Annotated in this window: 19 protein-coding genes; 16 read left to right on the top strand and 3 right to left on the bottom strand. The window is 66.7% G+C overall.

Annotated features, from left to right (window positions below):
* Positions 1–28 precede the first annotated feature (28 nt).
* Positions 29–2,017 carry a DNA topoisomerase IV subunit B gene (parE, locus tag ACWPXE_RS03560; RefSeq protein WP_454016714.1) on the bottom strand — a complete coding sequence of 663 codons (1,989 nt, stop codon included), beginning with the start codon at positions 2,015–2,017 and terminating at the stop codon, positions 29–31.
* A 122-nt stretch (positions 2,018–2,139) separates the two neighbouring features.
* Between parE and ACWPXE_RS03555 the strand changes: the two genes are divergently transcribed.
* From ACWPXE_RS03555 to ACWPXE_RS03520, 8 genes are all read left to right on the top strand, one after another.
* On the top strand, positions 2,140–2,556 hold the full coding sequence (locus ACWPXE_RS03555; protein WP_454016713.1) for an acyl-CoA thioesterase: 417 nt from the start codon (positions 2,140–2,142) through the stop codon (positions 2,554–2,556).
* Between the two features lie 164 nt (positions 2,557–2,720).
* Positions 2,721–3,092, top strand: coding sequence for an FtsB family cell division protein (locus ACWPXE_RS03550; RefSeq protein ID WP_014198780.1), 372 nt, complete (start codon positions 2,721–2,723; stop codon positions 3,090–3,092).
* Between the two features lie 212 nt (positions 3,093–3,304).
* Entirely contained in the window at positions 3,305–4,321 is a 1,017-nt protein-coding gene (gene pdhA, locus ACWPXE_RS03545) for a pyruvate dehydrogenase (acetyl-transferring) E1 component subunit alpha (protein WP_014198781.1), read from the top strand.
* 78 nt (positions 4,322–4,399) lie between these two features.
* A complete protein-coding gene (locus ACWPXE_RS03540; protein WP_454016712.1) occupies positions 4,400–5,797 on the top strand; it encodes a pyruvate dehydrogenase complex E1 component subunit beta in 1,398 nt (465 codons plus the stop codon).
* 13 nt (positions 5,798–5,810) lie between these two features.
* Entirely contained in the window at positions 5,811–7,082 is a 1,272-nt protein-coding gene (locus ACWPXE_RS03535; protein WP_454016711.1) for a 2-oxo acid dehydrogenase subunit E2, read from the top strand.
* A gap of 13 nt (positions 7,083–7,095) precedes the next feature.
* Positions 7,096–8,493, top strand: coding sequence for a dihydrolipoyl dehydrogenase (gene lpdA, locus ACWPXE_RS03530; protein ID WP_454016710.1), 1,398 nt, complete (start codon positions 7,096–7,098; stop codon positions 8,491–8,493).
* A 268-nt stretch (positions 8,494–8,761) separates the two neighbouring features.
* Positions 8,762–9,718 carry a lipoyl synthase gene (gene lipA / locus ACWPXE_RS03525; RefSeq protein WP_454016709.1) on the top strand — a complete coding sequence of 319 codons (957 nt, stop codon included), beginning with the start codon at positions 8,762–8,764 and terminating at the stop codon, positions 9,716–9,718.
* A 44-nt stretch (positions 9,719–9,762) separates the two neighbouring features.
* Complete coding sequence (locus ACWPXE_RS03520) at positions 9,763–10,230, top strand: type II toxin-antitoxin system RatA family toxin (RefSeq protein ID WP_040134124.1); 468 nt, start codon at positions 9,763–9,765, stop codon at positions 10,228–10,230.
* A gap of 13 nt (positions 10,231–10,243) precedes the next feature.
* Here ACWPXE_RS03520 and ACWPXE_RS03515 read toward each other — a convergent pair whose 3' ends face one another.
* Positions 10,244–10,747: a CinA family protein gene (locus ACWPXE_RS03515; protein WP_454016708.1), complete on the bottom strand. Its 504-nt coding sequence runs from the start codon at positions 10,745–10,747 to the stop codon at positions 10,244–10,246.
* A 72-nt stretch (positions 10,748–10,819) separates the two neighbouring features.
* Complete coding sequence (locus tag ACWPXE_RS03510) at positions 10,820–12,001, bottom strand: bifunctional 2-C-methyl-D-erythritol 4-phosphate cytidylyltransferase/2-C-methyl-D-erythritol 2,4-cyclodiphosphate synthase (protein WP_454016707.1); 1,182 nt, start codon at positions 11,999–12,001, stop codon at positions 10,820–10,822.
* Positions 12,002–12,202: 201 nt separating this feature from the next.
* On the opposite strand from ACWPXE_RS03510, the gene ACWPXE_RS03505 reads away from it, so the two are divergent.
* The 8 genes from ACWPXE_RS03505 to trkA all read left to right on the top strand — a co-directional run bounded on the left by ACWPXE_RS03505 (position 12,203) and on the right by trkA (position 22,939).
* Positions 12,203–13,018, top strand: a complete 816-nt coding sequence (locus ACWPXE_RS03505) for a cytochrome C assembly family protein (RefSeq protein WP_040134121.1) — start codon at positions 12,203–12,205, stop codon at positions 13,016–13,018.
* A gap of 124 nt (positions 13,019–13,142) precedes the next feature.
* Positions 13,143–14,129: a tRNA dihydrouridine synthase DusB gene (dusB, locus tag ACWPXE_RS03500; protein WP_454016706.1), complete on the top strand. Its 987-nt coding sequence runs from the start codon at positions 13,143–13,145 to the stop codon at positions 14,127–14,129.
* On the top strand, positions 14,129–15,331 hold the full coding sequence (locus ACWPXE_RS03495) for a two-component system sensor histidine kinase NtrB (RefSeq protein WP_454016705.1): 1,203 nt from the start codon (positions 14,129–14,131) through the stop codon (positions 15,329–15,331). Before dusB ends, ACWPXE_RS03495 begins: the two co-directional genes overlap by 1 nt.
* Positions 15,328–16,773, top strand: coding sequence for a nitrogen regulation protein NR(I) (ntrC, locus tag ACWPXE_RS03490; RefSeq protein ID WP_014197046.1), 1,446 nt, complete (start codon positions 15,328–15,330; stop codon positions 16,771–16,773). The genes ACWPXE_RS03495 and ntrC overlap by 4 nt, the downstream gene beginning before the upstream one ends.
* 187 nt (positions 16,774–16,960) lie before the next feature.
* On the top strand, positions 16,961–19,282 hold the full coding sequence (locus tag ACWPXE_RS03485) for an ATP-binding protein (protein WP_454016704.1): 2,322 nt from the start codon (positions 16,961–16,963) through the stop codon (positions 19,280–19,282).
* Entirely contained in the window at positions 19,272–20,672 is a 1,401-nt protein-coding gene (gene ntrX, locus ACWPXE_RS03480; protein WP_454016703.1) for a nitrogen assimilation response regulator NtrX, read from the top strand. Before ACWPXE_RS03485 ends, ntrX begins: the two co-directional genes overlap by 11 nt.
* Before the next feature lie 361 nt (positions 20,673–21,033).
* Positions 21,034–21,342: a hypothetical protein gene (locus tag ACWPXE_RS03475; protein ID WP_145672014.1), complete on the top strand. Its 309-nt coding sequence runs from the start codon at positions 21,034–21,036 to the stop codon at positions 21,340–21,342.
* A gap of 220 nt (positions 21,343–21,562) precedes the next feature.
* Positions 21,563–22,939 carry a Trk system potassium transporter TrkA gene (trkA, locus tag ACWPXE_RS03470; RefSeq protein ID WP_014197050.1) on the top strand — a complete coding sequence of 459 codons (1,377 nt, stop codon included), beginning with the start codon at positions 21,563–21,565 and terminating at the stop codon, positions 22,937–22,939.
* The last annotated feature ends 6 nt before the right edge of the window (positions 22,940–22,945 follow it).

Below are 22,945 nucleotides of genomic sequence, written 5' to 3'. Positions count from 1 at the left end.
CGACCGCGCATCCCGGCGGCGTTCAACATCACACGTCGATGTCGTCGACCCGGACGAACTTCGCGTTCTCCTGGATGAACTGGAAGCGCAGCTCCGGACGGCGTCCCATCAACTCCTCAACGCGGGTCTTGGTGGCCTTCACGTCCTCCGCCTGCTCGGGGTCGGCGCTGTTCGGCACGACGACACGCAGCAGAGTCCGCTTGGCCGGGTCCATGGTCGTCTCGCGGAGCTGGGCCGGCATCATCTCACCCAAGCCCTTGAACCGGCTGATCTCCACCTTCTTGCCCTTGAAGGTCTTGTTCATGAGTTGGTCCTTGTGCGCGTCGTCGCGGGCGTAGACCGACTTGGCGCCGTGGCTGATGCGGTAGAGCGGCGGCAGGGCGAGGTACAGGTGCCCGTTCTGGATCAGGCCGCCCATCTCCCGGTAGAAGAAGGTCATCAGCAGCGAGGCGATGTGCGCGCCGTCCACGTCGGCATCGGTCATGATGATGACCCGCTCGTAGCGCAGCTTGTCGCTGGAGAAATCCTTGCCCACCCCGCAGCCGAGCGCCTGGGTGAGGTCGTTCAGCTCCTGGTTCGCCTTCATCTTGTCGGAGGAGGCCGAGGCGACGTTCAGGATCTTGCCGCGCAGCGGCAGGATGGCCTGGGTCTCGCGGTTGCGCGCCTGCTTGGCGGAGCCGCCCGCCGAATCGCCCTCGACCAGGAAGATCTCCGTCCCCTCCGGCGAGTTGCGGGAGCAGTCGGCCAGTTTGCCGGGCAGACGCAGGCGCCGGGTCGCGGACTTCCGTCCCAACTCCTTGGACTGCTTGCGCTTGGCGCGCTCCTCCGCCTTCTCGATCAGCCGTTCCAGAAGGGCCTTGGAGGAGGACGGGTCGCCCGATAGCCAGTGGTCGAAGTGATCCTTGATCGCCGCCTCGACCAGCCGGTGGGCTTCCGCCGTCACCAGCTTCTCCTTGGTCTGGCCCTGGAAATGCGGTTCGCGGATGAAGACCGACAGCAGGATGCAGGCGTCGCCCATCACGTCGTCCGCGGTGACCTGGGCGGCGCGCTTGTTGTTGGTCAGCTCGCCGTAGCCCTTCAGGCCGCGGGTCAGTGCGGCGCGCAGGCCGGCCTCGTGCGTGCCGCCCTGCGGGGTGGGCACCGTGTTGCAGTAGGTGTGCGAGAAGCCCTCGTCATCCTCCGGCCAGGCGATGGCCCATTCCACGCGCCCCTGCTGGTTCGGGAAGTCCAGCGCGCCCGAGAAGGGCAGGCGGGTCAGCGTCCGGCGTTCCTTCAGGGCGGCGTTCAGGTAGTCGAGCAGGCCGCCGGGGAAATGCAGCGTCTCCTGCGCCGGAGTGGTGCTGTCGGGCGACAGCAGCGACGGGTCACAGCTCCAGCGGATCTCCACGCCCCGGTACAGGTAGGCCTTGGAGCGCGCCAGCCGGTAAAGCCGGTGCGGCTCGAAATGGGCGGCCTCGCCGAAGATCTCGGGGTCGGCGTGGAAGCGGATGGTCGTGCCGCGGCGATTGGCCGCGCCCTGGCGGGCCAACGGCCCCTGGGGCAGGCCGCGGCTGTAATGCTGCACGTAGAGCTGGCGGTCGCGCGCCACCTCGACCGCCAGCCGGTCAGACAGGGCGTTGACCACCGACAGGCCGACGCCGTGCAGGCCGCCTGAGGTCTGGTAGACCTTGTTGGAGAATTTACCGCCCGAGTGCAGGGTGGTGAGGATGACCTCCAGCGCCGACTTGCCGGGGTATTTGGGGTGGTCGTCGATCGGGATGCCGCGCCCGTTGTCGCGCACCACCACTGTGCCGTCGACGGTCAGCTCCAGGTCGATGCGGCTGGCGTGGCCGGCCACCGCCTCGTCCATGGCGTTGTCCAGAACCTCGGCCACCAGATGGTGCAGCGCCCGGTCGTCGGTGCCGCCGATGTACATGCCGGGGCGCCGGCGGACGGGCTCAAGCCCCTCCAGAACCTCGATATCCTGGGCGGAATAGGTCTCGGCCTTGCGCGCCGTGTTCTCGAAAAGATCGCTCATGGCCCCAGTTATAGGAATTTCGTCAGGGCTGCGCAAGCGCATGCGGTGGCTCCTATATACTCCTCGCACCATATTTTGTGATGCGCTTTTTCGACCCCAGAACGAACCAGGGCGGAGTCACGATGAGCGACGGCACTCCCACCGATCAAATCCAAGCCCAACCTGACATGGAGGGCGGACCGGCACTGCGCACCATCGCCATGCCGGCGGACACCAACCCCAACGGCGACATCTTCGGCGGCTGGCTGCTGTCCCAGATGGATCTGGCCGGCGGCGTCGCCGCACTGCGCCGGGCGGGCGGTCGCGTGGCGACGGTGGGGATCGAGGCGATGACCTTCCACAAGCCGGTCTATGTCGGCGACGAGGTGAGCTGCTTCGCCCATGTGATCAAGGTGGGCCGCACCTCCATCCGCGTGCGCGTCGAGACCTGGGTGCGCCGCCAGCGCAGCGCCGGGGAGGCGATCAAGGTGACGGAGGGCGTCTTCACCTACGTCGCCATCGGCGAGGACCGCCGCCCGCGCGAGGTTCCTCCGGAATGACGCGGAATCCGCCTTCTTTCGAAGGTTGCGCACTGTGCCTCTCTCTTTTGAGGGTGTAGGGCGCCTATTACTCGGCGGCGCAAAGAGCATGGCGCGGTGAATTCTTTCGGATTGCTTCTTTTCCGTTTGACCGAAGGAATCGCGTATGATTCCATCATACCGCCATGACCATGCTCCAGAACCTCACCGACTCGCTGAAACGCGCCGCGAAAAGCGCCCTTCGCCAGGCCATCGGGCCGGCCATCGGCTCCTGCGTCGTCGCCTACTTCGTCTACTACGCCGTCCAGGGGGACCGCGGGCTGCTCGCCATGAACCACCTGAAGGCGGAGATCGCCACGGCGGAATCCGTCCTGGATCAGGTGAAGGCCGAGCGCGAGCGAATGGACCGCCGCGCGCAACTGATGCGCAGCGACCACCTGGACCGCGACATGCTGGACGAGCGTGCGCGCACGATGTTGAACCTTTCAGGCCCCCGCGACGTCATAATCGCACTCCCTCCGGCGCAGGTCGAAGGTGATGCTAGCGCTGAGAAGTAGGTCATATCAGTGAATTAACCGAAAGCCGGTTAACGCCGAATTTCGCGTTTAAAAACAGATATTTGCGTCTCGTGCGCTTGTCGTGTACTGTGCGCCCCGCATCCGCTTCCGGTGCGAGGGGGATGCACCCTCATAAGTGGGATGTACCCTCGCAACGTGCTGCAGCCCTGGCTGTTCGCTTGCCGTCGCTGCATAAACCCTGGGGAGGAAACATGGCCGCGTCACGACGCCGTCCGAAGGCGCAGACTGACTCCGCTTCGAAGCAGGCCGCTTCGACCGAGGACCTGATCAAGTACTATCGCGAGATGCTTCTGATCCGCCGCTTCGAGGAGAAGGCGGGCCAGCTCTACGGCATGGGCCTCATCGGCGGTTTCTGCCACCTCTACATCGGCCAGGAAGCCGTTGTGGTCGGCATCCAGGCCGCGCTTAAGGACAACGACGACGTCATCACCAGCTACCGTGACCATGGCCACATGCTGGCCTGCGGCATGGACCCCAAGGGCGTGATGGCCGAGCTGACCGGCCGCCGTGGAGGCTACTCCAAGGGCAAGGGCGGCTCGATGCACATGTTCAGCCGCGAGAAGAACTTCTACGGCGGCCACGGCATCGTCGGCGCGCAGGTCCCGCTGGGCACCGGTCTCGCCTTCTCGCACAAGTACAACAAGGATGACGGCCTGTCCGCGGTCTATTGCGGCGACGGCGCCATCAACCAGGGTCAGGTTTACGAGAGCTTCAACATGGCGGCGCTGTGGAAGCTGCCGGTGCTCTACGTGATCGAGAACAACAAGTACGCCATGGGCACCTCGCAGGAGCGCGCCTCGGCGGGCGAACTGCACCAGCGCGGCGCGGCCTACGGCATTCCCGGCCATCAGGTCAACGGCATGGACGTCCTCGAGGTCCGCGAGGCCGCCGACAAGTGGGTGGAGTACATCCGCGCCGGCAACGGCCCGGTCATCCTCGAGATGAAGACCTACCGCTACCGCGGCCACTCGATGTCCGACCCGGCCAAGTACCGGACCAAGGAGGAGGTCGAGAAGATGCGGAGCGAGTCCGATCCGATCGACAACCTGAAGCGCGTCCTGCTGGAAGGCGCTTACGTGACCGAGGACCAGCTCAAAGAAATCGACCGCGAGGTCAAGGCCGTGGTGACCGAGGCTGCCGAATTCGCGCAGCAGAGCCCCGAGCCCGATCCGGCGGAGCTGTGGACGGACGTCCTGGTCGAAGCCTGACGACAACGATAAGCAGGAGCGGCGCCGAGGGCCGGAGGCTTCGCCTCCCGGTGAACCCGCGCCGCCGGAGGTTGAGGAATGCCGATCGAAGTGCTGATGCCGGCGCTGTCGCCCACCATGACCGAGGGCAAGCTGGCGAAATGGGTCAAAAAAGAAGGTGACGAGGTCAAGTCCGGCGACGTGCTCGCCGAGATCGAGACCGACAAGGCGACCATGGAGGTCGAGGCGGTCGACGAAGGCCGCATCGGCAAAATCCTGGTCGCCGAGGGCACCGAGAACGTCGCCGTGAACACCCCCATCGCCGTGATCCTCGGCGAGGGCGAGAGCGTCACCGACGCCGTGTCCGGCTCCCCGACGCCGGCCCCGAAGGTCGCTGCCGAGCCGGTGGTGAAGGACACGGGCGCGCACGCCCCGGCCACCCTGCCGGTCGGTCCGGCCAGCGGCCCGGCCGCCGCGCCGCCCGCGTCGGACGAGGACAAGTTCTTCGACAAGACGGTGAAGAAGACCGTCCGCGAAGCGCTGCGCGACGCCATGGCCGAAGAGATGCGCCGCGACCCGACCGTCTTCCTGATGGGCGAGGAAGTCGCGCAGTACCAGGGCGCCTACAAGGTGTCGCAGGGCCTGCTCCAGGAGTTCGGCGCCGACCGCGTCATCGACACGCCGATCACCGAGATCGGCTTCGCCGGCCTGGGCGTCGGTGCGGCCTTCCGCGGCCTGCGCCCGATCGTCGAGTTCATGACCTTCAACTTCGCGATGCAGGCCATCGACCACATCGTGAACTCGGCGGCCAAGACGCTGTACATGTCCGGCGGCCAGATGGGCTGCCCGATCGTGTTCCGCGGCCCGAACGGCGCCGCCGCCCGTGTCGCCGCGCAGCACAGCCAGGACTTCACCCCCTGGTACGCCAGCGTGCCCGGCCTGAAGGTCGTCGCCCCCTACAGCGCGTCGGACTTCAAGGGCCTGATGAAGTCGGCGATCCGCGATCCGAACCCGGTCATCTTCCTCGAGAACGAGATCCTCTACGGCCAGTCCTTCGAGGTGCCGGAGAGCGAGGACTTCATCGTTCCGATCGGCCGCGCCAAGATCCGCCGCGCCGGCACGGACGTGACGATCACCGCCCACTCGCTGATGGTCAGCTACGCGCTCGCCGCCGCCGACCTCCTGGAGAAGGACGGGATCAGCGCCGAGGTCATCGACCTGCGCACGATTCGTCCGCTCGACACCGAGACCATCGTCAACTCGGTCAAGAAGACCAACCGCCTCATCACCGTCGAGGAGGCTTGGCCGACCTGCGGCATCGGCGCCGAGCTGTCGGCCCTGATGATGGAGCAGGCCTTCGACTATCTGGACGCCCCGGTGATCCGCGTGACCGGCCTCGACGTGCCGATGCCCTACGCGGCGAACCTGGAAAAGCTCGTCCTTCCTTCGCCCGACCGCATCGCGGAAGCGGCGAAGAAGGCCTGCTACCGCAAGTAAGGAGGGCGAGCGAATGACCATCCAGATTCTCATGCCCGCCCTCTCTCCGACCATGACCGAGGGCAACCTCGCCAAGTGGCTGAAGAAGGAAGGCGACGCGGTGAAGTCCGGCGACGTGATCGCCGAGATCGAAACCGACAAGGCCACCATGGAAGTCGAGGCGGCGGACGAAGGCCGTCTCGGCAAGATCCTCGTGCAGGCCGGCACGCAGGGCGTCGCGGTGAACACCCCGATCGCCGTGCTGCTGGAAGAGGGCGAGGACGACAGCGCGCTCGCCAAGGCCGCTGCCCCGGCTCCGCAGGCCGCGGCCGCTCCGGCTCCCGCCGCCCATGGCGGTGGCCGCGTGTTCGCCAGCCCGCTGGCCCGCCGTCTGGCCGAGCAGGCCGGTCTCGACCTGAAGGCCGTCAAGGGCTCCGGCCCGAACGGCCGCATCGTCAAGGCTGACATCGAGGCCGCCAAGGCCGGCGGCACCGCCAAGGCTGCCGCTCCGCAGGCCGCCGCCCAGGCTCCCGCCGCCGCCCCGGCGGCTGCTCCGGCCGCCGCCGCTCCGGCCCCGAAGGCCGCGGGCATCGACGCCAAGGACCTCTCGGACAAGCTGGGCATGCGCTACAAGGCGCAGCCGAACAGCTCCATGCGCAAGACGATCTCCCGTCGTCTGACCGAGGTGCAGCAGACGGTGCCGGATTACTTCCTGGCCATCGACTGCGAGCTGGACGCGCTGCTGAAGGTCCGCGCCGACCTGAACGCCCGCTCCAAGGACTACAAGCTGTCGGTCAACGACTTCATCATCCGCGCCGCCGCGCTGACGCTGAAGAAGTTCCCGAACATCAACGCCGCCTGGTCGGAGGAGGCCATCCTCCGTTACGACCACGTCGACATCTCGGTCGCCGTGGCCACCCCGACCGGCCTGATCACGCCCATCGTCAAGAAGGCGGAGACCAAGGGGCTGGCCGAGATCTCCAACGAGATGAAGGGTCTGGCGGAGCGCGCCCGCGACGGCAAGCTGAAGCCGGAAGAGTACCAGGGCGGCACCTTCTCGATCTCCAACCTCGGCATGTACGGCATCCGGGAGTTCGCGGCGATCATCAACCCGCCGCAGGCCTGCATCATGGCGGTCGGCGCCGGTGAGCAGCGTCCGGTCGTGAAGAACGGCGCTCTCGCCATTGCCACCGTGATGACCGTCTCGGTCACTGTGGATCACCGCGTCGCCGACGGCGCGCAGGGTGCGGAATTCCTCGCGGCTTTCAAGAAGCTGATCGAGGACCCGCTGAGCATGCTGCTGTAAGGGGGCGCCGACCATGGCTGACATGAACTACGACCTCATCGTCATCGGCGGCGGTCCGGGCGGCTATGTGGCGGCGATCCGCGCCGCCCAGCTCGGCCTCTCCACCGCGGTGGTGGAGCGTGAGAACCTCGGCGGCATCTGCCTCAACTGGGGCTGCATCCCGACCAAGGCGCTCCTGCGCTCGGCCGAGGTGCTGCGCAACGCCAAGCACGCCGCGGAGTACGGGCTGGTCATTCAGAACCCGTCCTTCGACCTGGACAAGGTCGTTCAGCGGTCCCGCAAGGTGGCGGGGCAGCTCAACGGCGGCGTCAAGCACCTGCTGAAGAAGAATAAGGTCGCCGTCATCGAGGGCGAGGCCAAGCTGCTCGGCAAGGGGCAGGTGGCCGTGTCCAAGGGCGGTGCGGCGGTCGGCACCTTCGGGGCGAAGAACATCATCATCGCCACGGGCGCCCGCGCCCGCACCCTTCCGGGTCTGGAGGACGATGGCAACCTCGTCTGGACCTACCGCAAGGCGATGACCCCGAACACGACGCCGAAGTCGCTGCTGGTCATCGGCTCCGGCGCCATCGGCATCGAGTTCGCCAGCTTCTACAACGAGCTGGGCGCCAAGGTGACGGTGGTCGAGGTGATGGACCGCATCCTGCCGGTCGAGGACGAGGAAATCTCGGCCTTCGCCCGCAAGCAGTTCGAAAAGCAGGGCATGCGCATCATCACCAACGGCAAGGCCGGCAACCTGCGCAAGGGCGCCGACAGCGTGACGGTGGCGGTGGAAGCCAACGGCAAGACCGAGGACATCACGGTCGACCGCGTGATCCTCGCCGTCGGCATCTCGCCGAACACGGAGAATCTGGGCCTGGAGAACACCAAGGTCCAGACCGACCGCGGCCACATCAAGACCAACGCCAACTGCCAGACCGACGAGCCGGGCGTCTACGCCATCGGCGACGTGACGGGGGCTCCCTGGCTCGCCCACAAGGCCAGCCACGAGGGCGTCATCGCCGTCGAGCACATCGCCGGCAAGCACCCGCACGCGCTGGACGTCCGCAACATCCCGGGCTGCACCTACTCGCACCCGCAGATCGCGTCGGTCGGTCTGACCGAGAAGAAGGCGAAGGAGGCGGGCTACGAGGTCCGCGTCGGCCGCTTCCCCTTCATCGGCAACGGCAAGGCCATCGCTCTAGGCGAGGCGGACGGCATGGTGAAGACCGTGTTCGATGCCAAGACCGGCGAGCTGCTGGGTGCCCACATGGTCGGCGCCGAGGTGACGGAGCTGATCCAGGGCTACACGGTCGCCAAGACCATGGAGACCACCGAGCAGGAGCTGATGCAGACGGTGTTCCCGCATCCGACCCTGTCGGAGATGATGCACGAGTCGGTTCTTGATGCCTACGGCCGGGCCATCCACTTCTAAGTGGCCTGTCTGATCGACTGAGTGGGGTCTGATCGACGGTCGTTTCCTCCCTCGCCCCCCGGGGCGGGGGAGGGACGATTCGGGCGCCGTCATCCTTTTGGCGGTGTTGTTTCGTTGCGGCTGATAATCAGACTTGACCGGTCGGTCATTCCGGCCTATCCGGCGGGACCGTGTCCGCCGGCCTTGCGCCGTTCCCTTGCGCCGTGGCGGCGCGTTACCGTTCAGCATCGGCGCTGCCGCCGGGCAGCCCGTGGGAGCACTTCAGACCATGACCGTGGCCGATCACCCCGAGAAGCTTCGCCATCCCGAAAAGGCCCACAAGCCCGACAACCCGATCCAGCGCAAACCGGGCTGGATTCGCGTCAAGGCGCCGACCAGCCAGGAATACAACGAGACGCGCAACCTGATGCGCGGGCTCAAGCTCAACACCGTGTGCGAAGAGGCGGCCTGCCCGAACATCGGGGAGTGCTGGAAGCACAAGCACGCGACCTTCATGATCCTCGGGTCCGTCTGCACCCGCGGCTGCGCTTTCTGCAACGTCGGCACCGGCCGCCCCGACCAGCTCGACCCGCACGAGCCGGACAACGTGGGTGAGGCGGTGGCCCAGCTGAAGCTGAGCCACGTCGTCGTCACCTCGGTGGACCGCGACGACCTGGAGGACGGCGGGGCGGAGCATTTCGCCCGGACCATCCGCGCCATCCGCGCCGCGTCGCCCGACACGACCATCGAGATCCTGACCCCCGACTTCCAGAAGAAGAAGGGGGCCGTGGAGGTGGTGGTCGAGGCGAAGCCCGACGTCTTCAACCACAATCTGGAAACGGCGCCGCGCCTCTACCCGACGATTCGTCCGGGCGCGCGCTATTTCACCTCGCTGCAGCTGCTGGCGCGGGTGAAGGAGCTGGACCCGTCGATGTTCACCAAGTCCGGCGTGATGGTCGGGTTGGGCGAGACGCGCGAGGAGGTCGGGCAGGTGATGGACGATCTGCGCGCCGCCGATGTTGACTTCATGACGATCGGCCAGTACCTCCAGCCGACGCCCAAGCACGCGGCGGTGGACCGGTTCGTGACTCCGGAAGAATTCCAGAGCTATGCAACACTTGGCCGCGGCAAGGGTTTCCTGATGGTGGCCTCGACGCCGCTGACCCGCTCCAGCTATCACGCCGGGGCGGACTTCGCGAAGCTGCGGGAGGCTCGCCTCCGCAAGCTCGCGGCAACGGCGGGCTGAAGGGCGGCGGGCTGAGAGGCGGCCGAAAGAGAAACGGAGCGGGTATGCCGACGCACGCGGAAAAGAAGGTTCTTCCCTACACGCCGGAGCAGATGTACCGGCTGGTCGCCGATGTGGAGAAGTACCCGGAATTCCTGCCCTGGTGCCTCGCCGCCCGCATCCGCCGCCGCGAAGGCGACGTGATGTTCGCGGACCTCGTCATCGGCTTCAAGATGGTCCGCGAACGCTTCACCTCGCGGGTGGAACTGGACGAGGCGAACCGCCGCATCAACGTCCAGTACACCGAGGGGCCATTCCAGTATCTGAACAATCACTGGATCTTCACCCCGCACGAGGGCGGAGTCTGCGTGGATTTCTACGTGGATTTCGAGTTCCGCTCGAAGATGCTGCAGAAGATCATGGGCGTGCTGTTCAACGAGGCGGTGCGCCGGATGGTGCAGGCCTTCGAAACCCGCGCCAACCAGCTCTATGGCAACGGCGCCACCCGGCCCGCGGCGGCGCGAACCGCCTGAGGCCGCTCCTCCGTCAGCGAATCGCGGTTTCCGGGCGGGCCGTGCGCAGCCGCTCCAGCGCGGTCTGCACGGTCGCGAGGCGCACCGCCTCGCGGTCGCCGGGAAAGGTGTATTCCTTGTGCTTGGCGGCGCCGCGCCGGACCGCCGTGGCGATGTAGACGCGCCCGACCGGCTTTTCCGGTGTCCCGCCGCCGGGTCCGGCAACTCCGGTAACCGCCACCGTCACGTCGGCCTTCGATTTCGCCAGGGCGCCCACTGCCATGGCCACCGCCACCTCCGCGCTGACCGCGCCGTGGGCGTAGATCAGGCTGGGCGGCACGCCGAGCATCTCCGACTTGGCGACGTTGGAGTAGGTGACGAAGCCGCGATCCACCACCTTGGACGACCCCGCGATGTCGGTCAGCGCGCCCGCGATCAGACCGCCCGTGCAGGATTCGGCGGTCGCCAGGCTGTAGCCGGCCAATTCGTATTCCGCGAGCAGCTTGGCCGCGAGTTCGCGGATGTGATCGGGAAACATGCGGGTCCCTTTCGTCGTCGTGCCAAAACCAGCCCCTCTCTCCTTCTGGGGGAGGGCTACGGAAAGCTCATGCTATCCCGGCAGACGGACCGTCGCCATCGCCTGCGCCGCGATGCCTTCGCCGCGCCCGGTGAAGCCGAGCCGCTCGGTCGTCGTCGCCTTCACGCTGACCCGGTCCACCGGCATGCCCAGAATTTCGGCAACGCGCGCGGTCATCGCCTCGCGGTGCGGGCCGACCTTCGGGCGCTCGCAGATGATCGTCACGTCGACATGGGCGATCCGCCCGCCGCGCGCCGTCACCAACTCCGCCGCGTGTTTCAGGAACAGCGCGCTGTCGGCACCGCGCCATTGCGGGTCGCTGGGCGGGAAATGGCTGCCGATGTCCCCGGCGCACAGCGCGCCCAGGATGGCGTCGGTCAGCGCGTGCAGCCCGACGTCGGCGTCGGAATGGCCGTCCAGCCGGTGCGTGTGCGGAACCCGCACGCCGCAAAGCGTGACGTGATCGCCCTCGGCGAAGCGGTGCACGTCGAAGCCCGATCCGGTGCGAATGTCGGACAGGGCGGAGTCGAGCGCGCGGGTGGCGCGGGTCAGGTCGTCGGGGGTGGTCACCTTGAAATTCTCCTGCCTGGCGGGCACCAGCGCGACCGGGAGCCCGGCGCGTTCGGCGACCGCCGCATCGTCGGTCAACTCCAGCCCGGCGGCGTCGCGATGCGCGGCCAGGATCTCGGGAAAGCGGAAGCCCTGCGGGGTCTGGGCGCGCCACAGGCCGCTGCGGTCCACCGTGCCGGCCACAAGCTCCCCGTCCGGACCGCCATTGCCGCGCTTCAGCGTGTCGGCGACCGGAACGGCGGCCAGCGCCGCGGGGTGGGTGTCGAGCGCCGCGATCACCGCGTCGATGGTGCCGGCGTCGATCAGCGGGCGGGCCGCGTCGTGGATCAGCACGAGGCCCGGCGCCGAGTCGGCCAACGCCTCCAGCCCGTTGCGCACCGAATCCTGGCGGGATGCCCCGCCGGCCACCGGTTCGGGCAGGTCCAGCCCCGCGACGGCCGCATCGTAGAGGTCGCGAAAGGCGGGATTGATGACGACGCGCACCGCGCTCACCTTGGGGTGGCGCCGGAAGGCCTCGACTGTGCGGCGCAGAACCGGCTGGCCGGCCAGATCGAGATATTGCTTGGGCCGCTCGGCGCCGAACCGCTGTCCAGTCCCGGCGGCGACGATCAGCGCGACGCAGGAAGACGCGTTAATGGAAGACATGGGGCGTTTCCCTGCCGTTTGGGCTATGGTATCCGCGCTTGACGGGCCGTCCGCGTGACGCTTACGTCATGGCGGCCGGACGCAGCGGAGCCTAGCCGCTCACCGGCGTTCCGCCAAGAGCTTCAGAGACTTGTCCAACAGCCACTTTGGGTCCAACAGCGACTTTGGGTTTCCGCAGAGGGAAGGGCACGGGTCCGCCGCATGTCGCAGAACATCGTCTACAGCCTGACCGCGCTGATGGCTCTGCTGCCGGCGTCCATCTACCCGTACCACCGGATCGCGGGGCAGGGGGCGGATGGCCGCTCCGCCTATTTCTGGGGCGCCCTGGCGCTGGGGTTCGCCGGACCGGCGGCCTGGGCGCTGACCCAGGTGGCGGGACGCTGGCACACCGGCCTGTCCACCGCGCTGTGGATCACCATCGCCGCCTGCATGCTGCTGTTCATGGCGATGAGCGCACTGACCCGGTCGGCGTGGCGGCTCTCGCCGCTGCTGCTGCCCTATCTGCTGACCGTCGGCGCCTTCGCGACGCTGGCCCAGCAGGCGCCGGCGCCGGTGCTGCGCGGCGGGGCGCCGGGCATCTGGATCGACCTGCACATCGCTGTATCGGTCATCACCTACGCGCTGCTGACCATGGCCGCCGTGGCGTCGCTCGCCGCCTTCCTTCAGGAGCGGGCGCTGAAGTCGAAACGCCCGACGCCGCTGACCCGGTTCCTGCCCCCGGTGACGGAAAGCGAGCGGATGCAGCTCCACCTCCTCGGCGCCTCGGAGGCGGTTCTGGGGGCCGGTCTCGCCACGGGAATGGCGGTGCTCTATTACGAAACCGGCGCGCTGCTGCGCGCCGACCACAAGACGCTTCTGTCCGTCGCCAGCTTCGTCGTCATCGGTGGGTTGCTGCTCGCCCACGCCCGCACCGGCGTGCGCGGGCGGATGGCCGCGCGTCTCGTGCTGATCGCCTATCTGCTGCTGACTCTCGCCTATCCGGGCGTCAAGTTCGTCACCGACGTCCTGCTCGGCTAACCCCCACGCATGACAGCCAGCGCGGCGTTCGTGGGATGTGCACTTGCAACATGCCGAAACGCTGTGCTACCGTGCACAAATTCTCATCATATCGCTAATGTGCCCATGATGTGGGCAGGTGAACATGGCCATTCAAATCGGCACCATCTCGCTTGAGGGTCCGGTGATCCTCGCTCCTATGTCCGGCGTCACCGACCTGCCGTTCCGGCGGCTGGTGAAGCAGTCGGGCTGCGGACTGGTCGTTTCAGAGATGGTCGCAAGTCAGGCGATGATCCGCGAGAACCGCCAAACGCTGCGCATGGTCGAGTGCGAGCCGGAGCAGTTCCCCATGGCGGTCCAACTCGCCGGCTGCGAGCCCGACGTGATGGCCGAGGCGGCGAAGCTGAACGAAGACCGCGGGGCGGCCATCATCGACATCAACTTCGGCTGCCCGGTGAAGAAGGTGGTCAACGGCCACGCCGGCTCCTCCCTGATGCGCGACGAGGCGCTCGCCGCCCGCATCCTGGAGGCCACGGCGAAGGCGGTCTCGATCCCGGTGACGCTGAAGATGCGCAAGGGCTGGGACGACAACAGCCTGAACGCGCCTCGTCTCGCCCGCATCGCGGAGGAGTGCGGGATCAAGCTGGTCACCGTTCACGGTCGCACCCGCGAGCAGTTCTACAACGGCACCGCCGACTGGTCCTTCATCCGCTCCGTGAAGGAGGCGGTGTCGATTCCGGTTGTGGTCAACGGCGACATCACCTCCTTCGACGCCGTGGACCGCGCGCTCGCCGAGTCCGGCGCCGACGGGGTGATGATCGGGCGCGGCGCCTACGGGCGCCCCTGGTTCCCCGCCCAGGTGATGCATTACATCCGCACCGGCGAGCGGTTGCCCGACCCGCCGCTCCACGAGCAGCTCGACGCGCTGCTGGAGCATTACGACGCCATGCTGACCCATTACGGCGTTGAAGGCGGGCTGCGCGTCGCCCGCAAGCACATCTCCTGGTACTCAACGGGCCTGCGCGACTCCGCCGAATTCCGCTCGGAGGTCAACCGCATGTCCGATCCCGAACGAGTGCGAGGCTTCATCCGCGACTTCTACGCCCCGGCGATCGAAAGGATGGCTGCCTGATGGCCCGTGCATCTGCCGCTGCTCCATTGCCCCGCCGCCCGGCGCGGCCCCGTGCGCCCTCCGGTTCCTACCGACCCGTCCGCTCCTGCATCGATCCGTCCATCATGCTGAACGCGCTCCCCGACCCGGTTCTGGTCGTCGACGGTTCCGGCGACATCCGCTACGTCAATCTGGAGGCGCAGGAGTTCTTCGGCCTGTCCGCCGCCATGATGGAAGGCATGCCCCTGGCGGAGCTGCTGCCGCCCAACAGCCCGGTCAGCCAATTGATCGAGCAGGTCCAGCAGGGCCGCCACCGCGCCTCGCAGGAGGGCGTCGTCATCGACACGCCGCGCATCGGTCCGCACCATGTCACCGTGCGGGTCACCGCGCTGGGCGAGCCCGCCGACCATGTGCTGCTGACGGTCAACGAACGCACGCTGGCCCGCAAGATCGACAATTCCCTGACCCACCGCAACGCCGCCCGCTCGGTCACCGCCATGGCGTCGATGCTCGGGCATGAGGTCAAGAATCCGCTGTCGGGCATCCGCGGGGCGGCGCAGCTCTTGGAAGAGAACTGCAGCGAGTCCGACCGGGTGCTCACCCGGCTGATCTGCGACGAGGCCGACCGCATCGTCGCCCTGGTCAACCGGATGGAGGTCTTCTCGGACCAGCGCCCGCTGGAGCGCGATGCAGTGAACATCCACACCGTTCTGGAGCATGTCCGCAAGGTGGCCCAGAGCGGCTTCGCGCGGAACATCCGTTTCATCGAGCGCTACGACCCATCCCTGCCGCCAGTTTATGGCAACCGCGACCAGCTCATCCAGATTTTCCTCAACCTGATTAAAAATGCAGCAGAAGCTGCACCGGAATCGGGCGGCGAGATCATGCTCAGCACATCTTATCAGCACGGCGTCCGCATGGCCCTGCCCGGCGGCGACACCCGCCTGCACCTGCCGTTGCTGGTGTCCGTTCAGGATAATGGGGACGGCATACCCGACGATCTGCGCTCCAACCTCTTCGATGCGTTCATTACGACCAAGGTCAATGGGACTGGCCTGGGGCTTGCATTGGTAGCCAAAATCGTCGGCGACCACGGCGGCGTCATCGAATTTGACAGCCAGCCGCGCCGCACCGTCTTCAAGGTCTCGCTACCCATGTTCGATGAAGCGCAGATGAGCGGCGATCCTGCACCGGCCAGAGGCATCCGAGGGGCCATCGGATGAGTGCAGCCACGATCCTGGTTGCGGACGACGACCGCGCCATCCGCACCGTTCTGACCCAGGCCCTCGCCCGTCTCGGGCACGAGGTGCGCACCACCGGCAATGCCTCCACGCTCTGGCGCTGGGTGGCGGACGGGCAGGGCGACCTCATCATCACTGACGTGGTGATGCCCGACGAGAACGGGCTGGACCTGATCCCGCGGATCAAGAAGATCCGACCCGATTTGCGCATCATCGTGATGAGCGCGCAGAACACGCTTATTACCGCCGTGAAGGCGGCGGAGCGCGGCGCCTTCGAGTACCTGCCCAAGCCCTTCGACCTGAAGGAGCTGGTCTCGGTCGTCGAGCGGGCGCTGAACTCCAACACGCCGCCGGCGGCGCTGCCCGCCGACGCCGGCGAGGCGGACGAGCAGCTTCCCCTGATCGGCCGCTCGCCGGCCATGCAGGAGATCTACCGCGTCCTTGCCCGTTTGATGGGCACCGACCTGACGGTGACCATCACCGGCGAGTCGGGCACCGGCAAGGAACTGGTGGCCCGCGCGCTGCACGATTACGGCAAGCGGCGCAACGGCCCCTTCGTCGCCATCAACATGGCGGCCATCCCGCGCGAACTGATCGAGTCCGAGCTGTTCGGTCACGAGAAGGGCGCCTTCACCGGAGCCACCAACCGGTCGACCGGCCGCTTCGAGCAGGCGCAGGGCGGCACCCTGTTTCTCGATGAGATCGGCGACATGCCGCTGGAGGCGCAGACCCGCCTGCTGCGCGTGCTGCAGGAAGGCGAGTACACCACCGTCGGCGGACGTACACCAATCAAGACGGACGTACGCATCGTCGCCGCGACCCACCGTGACCTGCGCACCCTGATCCGCCAGGGCCTGTTCCGCGAGGATCTGTTCTATCGTCTGTGCGTCGTTCCCATCCGTCTGCCGCCGCTGCGCGAGCGTACGGAGGACGTGCCGCTCCTGGTTCGCCACTTCCTGAACCAATGCTCGGCCCAAGGGCTGCCGGTGAAGAGCATCGACCAGCCCGCCATGGACCGGTTGAAGCGCTACCGCTGGCCCGGCAACGTCCGCGAGCTGGAGAACCTCGTCCGCCGCCTCGCCGCGCTCTATTCGCAGGAGGTCATTGGGCTCGACGTGGTGGAGGCGGAGCTTGCCGACACCACGCCCGCCGCCCAGCCGGTGGAGGAACCGCAAGGCGAGGGACTGTCCGCCGCCGTGGAGCGCCACCTCAAGGATTATTTCGCCGCGCACAAGGACGGGATGCCGTCAAACGGCCTCTATGACCGGGTGCTGCGCGAGGTCGAACGTCCCCTGATCTCGCTCAGCCTCTCGGCGACGCGGGGCAACCAGATCAAGGCGGCGCAACTGCTCGGACTCAATCGCAACACGCTGCGCAAGAAGATCCGCGATCTCGACATCCAGGTGGTGCGCGGGTTGAAGTGATCCGGCGCCCGGCGGATTGGCCGGGCGTCGCCGCAATCCCACAGCGTGGTGTTTTTGCGACAGACTTCCGGCACCTCTGCCGTTCGCAATGCTCCTTAGGGACTGTGCGAAAGGCAGAGGGGTTGCCGCTTGGCAGGACGGCAACAGCTCGTGTATCATTCTGGCAACAGACTGGTTGCCGGAATTCATGTCGTCCACACCCCCTGAAACCGCCACGCCGCTTTGGCAGCAGTTCCTTCGCTGGGCAATCCGGGTCGGGTTGGCGAAGCGGCTTGCCTTCGCGCTGTCCCTGGCGGCCCTGGTGGCGGGCTTCGCGACCTATACGGCGCTGACGGAGAGCGCGCCCTTCGGGGAAACCAACCCGCGGACCGTCACGTGGCTGCTGACCCTCGATCTGGCGCTTCTGCTGCTGCTCGGCGTGCTGATCGCACGGCGCATTGTCTATCTGTGGATCGGGCGGCGGCGCGGCCTCGCCGGGTCGCAGATGCATGTGCGTCTGGTCGCGGTGTTCAGCCTTCTCGCCGTCGCGCCAGCCATCATCATGGCCATCTTCTCCACGGTCTTCTTCTATGTCGGCGTGCAGTCCTGGTTCAGCGAGCGGGTGCGCACGGCGGTGAACGAATCGCTGGCGGTCGCCAGCGCCTATCTCCACGAGCACCAGCAGAACATCCGCGCCGATGCGCTCGCCATGGCGAACGACCTGAACCAGGAGGCGGCGCGCCTCGCCAGCGATCCCGAGCGGTTCGAGCAGGTGGTCGCCACCCAGGCGATGCTGCGCGCCCTGTCGGAGGCCATCGTCTTCAACGGCACGACCGGCGCCATCGTCGCGCGCTCCGGCTACACCTTCGCGCTGGAGTTCGACCCGATCCCCGACGACAAGCTCGCCACCGCCCGCCGCGGCGAGGTGGCGATGATCGTCAGCGAGAACGATGACCGCGTGCGCGCGCTGGTCCGGCTCGACCGCTTCGCCGACACCTATCTCTATGTCGGCCGCATGGTCGAGCCGCGCGTGCTCTCGCACATGGCCTCGGCGGAAGGGGCGGTGCGGGAGTTCGGGGCGCTGGAAAGCCAGCGTGGCAGCCTGCAGATCACCTTCACCTTGATCTTCCTGGTCGTGGCCATGCTGCTTCTGCTGGCGGCGGTCTGGGCGGGGCTGATCTTCGCGACGCGGCTGGCGCGGCCGATCAGCGCCCTGATCGGTGCCGCGGAGCGGGTGCGCGCCGGCGACCTGACCGTCCGGGTGACCGAGCCGCCCGCCGAGGACGAGCTTGGCCTGCTGTCGCGCGCCTTCAACCGCATGACGACGGAGATCGAAAGCCAGCGGCACGAACTTCTCTCCGCCAACCGCCTGATCGACGAGCGCCGCCGCTTCACCGAGACCGTGCTGGGCGGCGTGTCGGCGGGCGTGATCGGGTTGGATGCGGAGGGTCGCATCACCCTTCCCAACTTCTCGGCTGCGCGCCTTCTCGGCGTCGAGGACGCGGAAAGCCTGATTGGGATGAAGCTGGCCGAGCTGTCGCCGGAGATGGGAGAGCTTCTGGACCATGCGCCGGGCCGCCCCGGCCGGGTGGTGCAGGACCAGATCCAGATCCGCCGTCCCGGCACGACGCCGCTGACGCTGCTCGTCCGCATCTCCACCGAAGGGCGGGGCAGTGGGGAGATCCGCGGCTATGTGGTGACGTTCGACGACATCACCGAACTGGTCTCCGCCCAGCGCAAGGCGGCCTGGGCCGACGTCGCCCGCCGCATCGCCCACGAGATCAAGAATCCGCTGACGCCGATCCAGCTCTCCGCCGAGCGGCTGCGTCGCAAGTACTTGAAGGAGATCACCACCGACACCGAGGTCTTCACCATGTGCACGGACACCATCGTCCGTCAGGTGGACGACATCCGGCGGATGGTGGACGAATTTTCAGCCTTCGCACGCATGCCGCAGCCGGTGATGAAGCCCTGCAACCTCAACGACCTCGTCCGGCAGGCGGTGTTCCTGCAATCCAGCGCGCACGCCGGCAAGATCAAGTTCGACATGGCGCTTCCCCAGGGGCCGCTCACCGTGCCCTGCGACAGCCGCCAGATCAGCCAGGCGCTGACCAACCTGCTGCAGAACGCCGCGGACGCCATCGAAGGGCGCCCACCGCCGGCCGAAGGCGCGGAGCTGCCGCCCGGCCATGTCGCCATCCGGGTCGAGGCCGATGCCGAGCGCATCGCCATGATCATCGAGGACAACGGCAAGGGCCTGCCGACCGAGGAACGCGACCGGCTGACCGAGCCCTACGTGACGACGCGCGCGAAAGGCACGGGACTGGGGCTGGCAATCGTCAAGAAGATCATGGAGGACCACGGCGGCGTGCTGACCCTGGAGGACCGCGAAGGCGGCGGGGCGCGCGTCGGGCTGGTCATCCCCAACACGTCCAACAGCTCCGGCACGGCCGCGGGCGATGCCCCCGGCGGCGTTGGCACGCCGGCGGAGACCGGTGAAGAGAAGAGGCACGCAGCCCATGGCGCATGACATTCTGATCGTCGACGACGAAGCGGACATCCGGATGCTGATCGCCGGCATCCTGAACGACGAAGGCATGAAGACGCGTGAAGCCGCCGACGCCGATCAGGCGTTCGCCCAGGTCTCCGCCCGCCGGCCGAGCCTCGTGGTGTTGGACATCTGGCTCCAGGGCAGCCGGCTGGACGGGCTTCAAATCCTCGAACAGCTGATGCGCGACCACCGGAACCTGCCGGTCATCATGATCTCCGGCCATGGCAACATCGAGACCGCCGTCTCGGCGATCAAGATCGGCGCCTACGACTTTATCGAGAAGCCCTTCAAGGCCGACCGGCTGCTGCTGATGGTGGACCGCGCCATCGAAGCGGCCCGGCTGAAGCGCGAGAACGAGGAGCTGAAGCTGCGCGCCGGCGGCGAGGTGGAACTGATCGGCCGGTCCACCGCCGTCAACCACGTCCGCCAGAGCATCGAGAAGGTGTCGCCCACCGGCAGCCGCGTTCTCGTCACCGGCCCCGCCGGCTCCGGCAAGGAGGTGGTGGCCCGGTTGATCCACGCGCGGTCGCGCCGGGCCGGCGGCCCCTTCGTCGGGCTGAACTGCGCCACCATGCGTCCCGACCGGCTGGAGATGGAGCTGTTCGGCACGGAAGCCGGTGTGGACGGCGGCGGGCGCAAGATCGGCACCTTCGAACAGGCGCACGGCGGCACGCTGCTGCTCGACGAGGTGGCCGACATGCCGCTGGAAACCCAGGGCAAGATCGTCCGCGCCCTGCAGGAGCAGGTGTTCGAGCGGGTCGGTGGCGGCCAGCGGGTCGAGGTGGACGTGCGCGTCATTGCGACCTCCAACCGCGACCTCCAGGCGGAAATCGACCAGGGCCGCTTCCGCCAGGACCTGTTCTATCGTCTTGCCGTCGTGCCGATCCGCGTGCCCTCGCTTGCCGAGCGGCGCGAGGACATCCCGCTGCTGGCCCGCCACTTCATGCAGCGCTCGGCGGAGGCCGCCGGCCTGCCGGCCCGCGACTTCGGCGAGGACGCTATGGCCGCGCTGCAGGCCTACGACTGGCCGGGCAACGTGCGGCAGTTGCGCAACGTGGTGGATTGGCTGCTCATCATGGCACAGGGCGATCCCAAGGAGCCGATCCGCGCCGACCAGCTGCCGCCGGAAATCGGTGCCATCACCCCCACCGTCCTGAAATGGGACAAGGGTGGCGAGATCATGGGCCTGCCGCTCCGCGAGGCGCGCGAGGTATTCGAGCGCGAGTATCTGTTGGCCCAGGTGACGCGCTTCGGCGGCAACATCTCCCGCACCGCGTCCTTCGTGGGGATGGAGCGTTCCGCCTTGCACCGGAAGCTGAAATCGCTCGGCGTGCACGGCAGCGAGAAGGGCAAGCTGTTCGTCGAGTAGGCTTGCCCAGCATCGTCAAGCACAAGGAACCGCCCTTTCTCCTAAAGCAGGTATTCCGAGCATGTCCCGAACGCGGGCGGCTTGGGAACCTGCTTTTATTTTGTCTGAGGGCGGTGCTTGCCGACTTGTGTCGTTGGTGTGCGTCCTCTGAAATTGCGTTGCGGTAATTCCATTATTTTGATTGGCCTTGATTAATTATTTTCTTGTTTTAAGTGAATCATTAAATACAATCGTATTTATATTTTCTGTGAAATTTCGAATAACATTTTTGGTGTTGATCGAAGTTCATTGCCTAAATATTCATTGATTTGTGAGTGCGCTTAACAACAAACAGTATTTTTTTATGAGGAGGAATCGCAATATGGCGACCACTGCTGTCTTGACGGTCAATTATACCGACAACCAACTTGTCGCTTATTTGAACGGCGCTCAAGTTTACAACCGCATTGGTGGCGGCGAATCGATCAATGAACAGGTCGTGCTGACCGGCAACCTGCAGGCCGGCGTGAATCAGCTTCTGCTGATCGGTGTGAATTTCAACGGGCCGGCCCATTTCCAGGGATCGGTCAACATCGATGGCCGGTCGCAGGACTTCAACTTCGACACCCGCAAGGACGGTGCTCCGGAAGGAGTCGTCACGCAGTTCTATTACACGATCGACAACAGCTGACGCCAAAGCCGGGAAAACGGGTCTCCGTTTCGCGATGATTGCCGGGGGAGGGGTGATGGGGCAGGGCGCATCCGTCGCATCCGTCACCCCTCTTCCTGTCCACGCTCGCATGTTGGCCCGTATTTCCCTTCGCAAACATAGAGTTGGTGCGCTCTGCCGCAAAATGATAAGGTCCCTGTCCTAAGTGCCTGGAAAATGGGCGGGGAAGGGTGCAAAGGCCGTGAAGGTCATCGTTTGCGGAGCCGGGCAGGTCGGCTCGAACATCGCGCGCTATCTGGCGTCCGAGGGCAACAACGTCACGGTGATCGACCATTCGCCGGAACTCATCCAGCGAATCAGCGATACGCTCGACGTGCAGGCCATGGTCGGCCACGCTTCACACCCCGACGTTCTGGAGGCGGCGGGGGCGGGCGAGACTGACATGATCATCGCGGTCACCCAGATTGATGAGATCAACATGGTCGCCTGCGAGGTCGCGCACGCCCTGTTCAAGGTGCCGACCAAGATCGCCCGCGTCCGCAACCAGAGCTATCTGAAGCCGATCTGGGCGGACCTGTTCAGCCGCGACCACATGCCGATCGACGTCATCATCTCCCCGGAGATCGCGGTGGCGCGCGCCATCGCCCGCCGGCTCCAGGTGCCGGGCGCCTTCGACATGATCCCGCTGGCGGACGGCAAGGTCCGCGTCGTCGGCGTGCTGTGCACGGAAACCTGCCCGGTGCTGCACACGCCGCTGCGCCAGTTGACCGGCCTGTTCCCCGACCTTGGGCTGGAGGTGGTGGCGATCATCCGCAACGACCGGTCCTTCATCCCCGGCGGCGACGACCAGATGCTGCCCGGCGACGAGGTCTATTTCGCCTGCGACAACCGCCACCTGAACCGCGCCATGGCCGCCTTCGGTCATGAAGAGGTGGAGGCCCGCCGCATCATCATCCTGGGTGGCGGCAACATTGGGCTGTGCCTGGCGGAGGAGTTGGAGGCCAAGTACCCCCACGTCACCGCCCGCATCATCGAGATGAACCGCAGCCGCGCCCAGTTCGTGGCGCAGCGCCTGTCGCGCACCATGGTGCTGCACGGCGACGGGTTGGACCCGGAAATCCTGGAGGAGGCCAACGTCCGCGCCACCGAGACGGTGGTCGCCGTGACCAACGACGACGAGGGCAACATCCTCTCCTCGCTGCTCGCCAAGCGGCATGGGGCGAAGCGCGCCATCACGCTGATCAACAAGGCGTCCTACACCTCGCTGGTGTCGCCGCTGGGGATCGACGCGGTGGTCAGCCCGCGCGCCATCACCGTGTCGAACATCCTCCAGCACGTCCGTCGCGGCCGCATCCGCGCGGTGCACAGCCTGCGCGACGGCTTTGCCGAGGTCATCGAGGCGGAGGCGCTGGAAACCTCAGCGGTGGTGAACACGCCGCTGCGGGAGGTGAAGCTGCCCTCCGGGGTCATCGTCGGAGCGATCGTGCGCGGCGACGAGGTCATCATCCCGCGCCCGGCCACGGTGATCCGCCCGAAGGACCGCGTCATCATCCTCGCCACCGCCGGTCAGGTGAAGAAGGTGGAGAAGATGTTCGCCGTCCGGCTTGAATTCTTCTGATCGTCT

The organism is Azospirillum sp. Marseille-Q6669 (assembly GCF_965111635.1).
This window is presented reverse-complemented; position numbering and strand designations above follow the sequence as displayed.